The organism is Vibrio sp. V42_P2S4T144 (genome assembly GCF_009904715.1).
Taxonomy (GTDB): Bacteria; Pseudomonadota; Gammaproteobacteria; order Enterobacterales; family Vibrionaceae; genus Vibrio; species Vibrio alginolyticus.
This window is the reverse complement of the sequence record NZ_WXWS01000139.1, coordinates 1-4,129: the sequence shown is the minus strand read 5'-3', so window position 1 is coordinate 4,129 and position 4,129 is coordinate 1. Positions and strand designations below refer to the sequence as shown.

General features: G+C 42.2%; 4 protein-coding genes. 2 read left to right on the top strand and 2 right to left on the bottom strand.

Annotated elements, in window-relative coordinates; translation table 11 throughout:
• The first annotated feature begins 364 nt into the window (after positions 1 to 364).
• Positions 365 to 967: an acyl carrier protein phosphodiesterase gene (locus tag CAG68_RS04560; RefSeq protein ID WP_054730575.1), complete on the top strand. Its 603-nt coding sequence runs from the start codon at positions 365 to 367 to the stop codon at positions 965 to 967.
• A 67-nt stretch (positions 968 to 1,034) separates the two neighbouring features.
• On the top strand, positions 1,035 to 2,294 hold the full coding sequence (locus CAG68_RS04555; RefSeq protein ID WP_005376383.1) for a DEAD/DEAH box helicase: 1,260 nt from the start codon (positions 1,035 to 1,037) through the stop codon (positions 2,292 to 2,294).
• Between the two features lie 27 nt (positions 2,295 to 2,321).
• On the opposite strand, the gene CAG68_RS04550 is transcribed toward CAG68_RS04555, so the two are convergent.
• Together CAG68_RS04550 and CAG68_RS04545 are read right to left on the bottom strand one after the other, a co-directional pair.
• Entirely contained in the window at positions 2,322 to 3,110 is a 789-nt protein-coding gene (locus CAG68_RS04550) for an EAL domain-containing protein (RefSeq protein WP_054730571.1), read from the bottom strand.
• A gap of 187 nt (positions 3,111 to 3,297) precedes the next feature.
• Positions 3,298 to 3,930 (bottom strand): hypothetical protein, encoded by a 633-nt coding sequence (locus tag CAG68_RS04545; RefSeq protein ID WP_005376385.1) that lies wholly within the window; start codon positions 3,928 to 3,930, stop codon positions 3,298 to 3,300.
• Positions 3,931 to 4,129 lie beyond the last annotated feature (199 nt).

The following is a 4,129-nucleotide window of genomic DNA, read 5'->3' as shown; positions in this document are numbered from 1 at the left end:
GTGTTAAGCGGATATGAAACTTAATTGCAATCGTTTACTTTTGATTGTGCTCATAGGTTTTTAAATCTTTACTTCTCGCTGTCATGAATGTGTCATATAAAGACTATAAAAAGGAGTTGCTGATGTGGATATGTGTCAGCAAGTAAAAGCAAGAGAGCTTAAAATAAAGGAGGTCACAATGAGCGACCAATACCAAAACGATGAGAGCCTAGAGCTGCTAGATGCGCTTGAAATTGGCATTATCTTGTCGGAATACGTTGGCTCAGACAACGAAGCCGAATAGCGGAACACTCTCATCTCGTCGTAATTGACGTTATACTAGGTTCATGTCACACCAAGCCCTAGAGGCCAAAACTGGCGTCGAATGAACTTTCTAGCCCACCTGCATATCGCAGATCACAGTAACAGCCATTTATTGGGAAACTTGCTTGGAGACTTCGTAAAAGGAGATCCAAGCAAGCTGTATGATCGCGATATCTCAAATGGCATCAGATTACATAGATTTGTTGACCGTATTACTGACCATCATCCAATCGTCAACGAATGTAAGCCTCATTTCACTGGTGTTGCGAGACGTTTTGCACCTATCGCTTTAGATATGTTTTGGGATCATTGCCTCGCAAAACACTGGAACGACTTTCACTCCGTGTCTCTCGAACACTTTGTAAAAACGGCATACGAGAGAGTAAACCGAGAGGTTCATGAACATTTGCCGCCACGTTTTTTGGTGCTCCACAGCAGAATGTGGCATGGCCGATGGCTTCAATCCTATCAAGATCTAGACAATATAGAATTTGCACTACATCGGATGTCGCAAAGAAGTCCTAGGATGGCAGACTTAACCACAACATTTAAAGTGATTGAAAGTGATTACACCGAATTAGAAGAGAAGTTCTCGTCACTTTATCGAGATGTTTTGCGCCAGTCGTATGATTTTCAGCAACAGCTTAATGACTCAACTCAATGAGATAGAAAAGTAGTATGGCTTTAGGGGCTCTGGTAAACTCTGCGCTCCAAAAATAATGAGGTTACACATGTCTGTTAATTTTGCTGATTTAGGCATCGAACAAAAGCTAATCGAGACGCTAGGCAATCTAAATATCGTGACGCCAACACCAGTGCAAGAAAAGTCAATTCCACACGTCCTTGCAGGAAAAAACTTACTTGCTGCTGCACAAACTGGTACGGGAAAAACGGCTGCGTTTGGTTTACCTATCATACAAACCGTTCAGCAAAAGAAACTTAACGGCACACCTCAAGCATTGATTTTGGTTCCAACACGCGAGCTTGCACAGCAGGTATTTGATAATTTGAATCAGTACTCGGCAGAAACAGAACTTCGCATCGTGTGTGTTTATGGTGGTACAAGCATTGGCGTACAAAAGAGAAAGTTAGAAGAGGGTGCTGATATTTTGATTGCCACGCCAGGCCGCCTTTTGGATCACCTGTTTAATGGTAACGTAAACATCTCCAAAACCGGTATGCTCGTGTTAGACGAAGCCGACCGTATGTTAGATATGGGATTTTGGCCTGACTTGCAGCGCATCTTCCGACGTTTGCCTGCTGAGAAACAGATCCTATTGTTCTCTGCGACATTTGAGAAGCGAATCAAAACTATTGCGTATAAACTCATGGAATCGCCAGTTGAAGTCGAAGTTTCACCAGCAAATACGACTGCTGAAACGGTAACACAAATGGTTTATCCAGTGGATAAAAAACGGAAACGTGAATTGCTAGCGTACTTAATTGGCTCGCGGAATTGGCAGCAAGTGCTTGTATTTACAAAAACGAAGCAAGGCAGTGATGAGTTAGCGAAAGAGCTCAAGTTAGATGGCATCAAAGCGGTTTCTATCAACGGCGATAAATCACAAGGCGCCCGCCAAAGAGCTTTGGATGAATTTAAACAAGGTAAGGTGCGTGCTTTGATTGCAACCGATGTGGCAGCACGAGGGTTAGATATTCAAGAGCTAGAACAAGTCGTGAACTTTGATATGCCATTCAAAGCAGAAGATTATGTCCATCGAATTGGCCGCACTGGAAGAGCAGGAAAGTCAGGTTTGGCGGTTTCTCTGATGAGTAGAGATGAGGAGTACTTGTTGCAAGCTATCGAGAACCTGCTTGATCAACGCTTACCCCAAGAATGGCTGGCAGGTTTCGAACCAAGTCTTGTAGAAGAAGTTGAGCCTGAACAAAATGGGGGTGGGCGTCGTCGTAGTCGTTCATCTGAGAAGCGTAAGCTAAAAGCAAAATTGGCGATTCATAAAAATCGTGGTAAATCACGTAGCTCTCGCTAAACCGCGCAAACTTTTGTTCTTACATAGTCAGGCTGTTTTTGCCTCTTCATAGACGTCTAACGTTTGGGGGATAGCAAGTAGGTACCCTTGATACATATCGAAACCGAGCTTTTTCATTAAGCGAAGTTGATGCTCGGTTTCAATTCCTTCGATAACGGTTTTAGAGCATAACGCTTTTGCGAGTGATAATGCATCGTTAAGCGCTTTAAAATCACCGTTTTCATACCTTAGCAATAAAGAGCGATCCATCTTGATTATATCTGGGCAAATGCTTCTCACTCGCTCAGTTGTCGATGCATTGACGCCATAATCGTCAATCGCTAATTTAAATCCTTCAAGACTTAACTCCCGAGTAGCTTGAGACAAAGAGAGTTCATCCTCCACCTTCAATTCAAGTAACTCCATGACGATTTGTTCATTCATCAAATGCGATTCATAAATGGTTTGTTTTAGCAGTCGGTTATACGTGATGTCTTTGACTAGTATCTCTGCCGCTACCGGTAATACATTGAGAAACAATTGTTTTGTGTGAAAGCGAGACTGAGAGAAATTTTTGATATGGATTAGGCGACTTAAGCGTTCAACATTGAGCAAATCTTGAGTGGGAGTCGCTTTGGATTGGAAAAACTGATCTGGCCTAACCATGTTGCCATTGGCATTGCTAATTCTTACCAGTGCTTCAAGGCCAACGATGGAAATATCGTTCTTATATATGGGTTGAAAGACACTGCGGAGAGTGAAGTTCGCGTATTTCGCAATATACTGCCCGTCGGCTTGTTTCCGGATGCAACTAAGTAGTTGCGAGATGCTCATCATTGTTACCACAACCTATATCAATGTCTCAACATCAGCGTTATCGCGCTAATTTTTCTATTTCATTGGCAATGAATCTAAGTGTGCTCATTAACTCAAGCAAGAACGATGGTAATGGATGGGTAGGTTTGTCGAGTGACATCAAACAAATTGATGAAATAATTGATAATCTCAGCACTTCAATTTGATGCTACCATTGCAGTACGGCATACAACTGCAAATATTTTCTGACTAACTGCTGTTTGTTCGAACGCCGTAAAGGATGCCCAAACTTAATGTAACAAGGGCTAATACCGAATCGAGTGTCCAACGATTGCGTGAGTTGCGACTCGCTAGTGTACAGTGTGATTCCTTGTTCTGTGTATTCGTTGATCTGATCGGGTAGTTCACCCATCCACCAATGAAGCAATTCTCGGCTCGTTTTGCTGCGACTTATCCAATGATCGCAAACCAAAAAGAGTAGGTCATTAGGCTGTAAGGCATAACCATATTCACTCTGCCATTCCGTAATTGATGAGAGTAAGTTTTCCCGGCAAGATTTTCCAGCACTGACCATATGGTGACTCAGAACCCAGACAGTGCCAATGTCGGATGAAATTCGATAGTGATGGGGAAGGTCTGGAGAATCCAACACTTCGATTGGCTTTATCACGCAGTTGTATCCAAAGTGACGAAAAGTATGTTCCATCCTTCTTGAAAACGCGAGACCAAGATGATGCTCACTCATGCCTTGGTTATGCACCGCAGGGTAATGCTTTTCACACAGCTTAAGACAGTCGTCTTGAAAATCATTAACACTTTGAATAACTAGGTCGAGTAGCAAAGAATATCCCTTAATAATTACAAAACGAACTGCAAAAGGTTAGCATAGTCTTTTGAGAATAGACTAATTTACTTCGGCAACTTCTTGATCTAAACACCAAATTTCTCACAAATGACCGTGTCTAATCTTTAATAGAGCAACACGAAAGAAGCAGAAGTTGAACAAAAATTTGAAAGGGAAAAAATGATAAAGCTAGAAC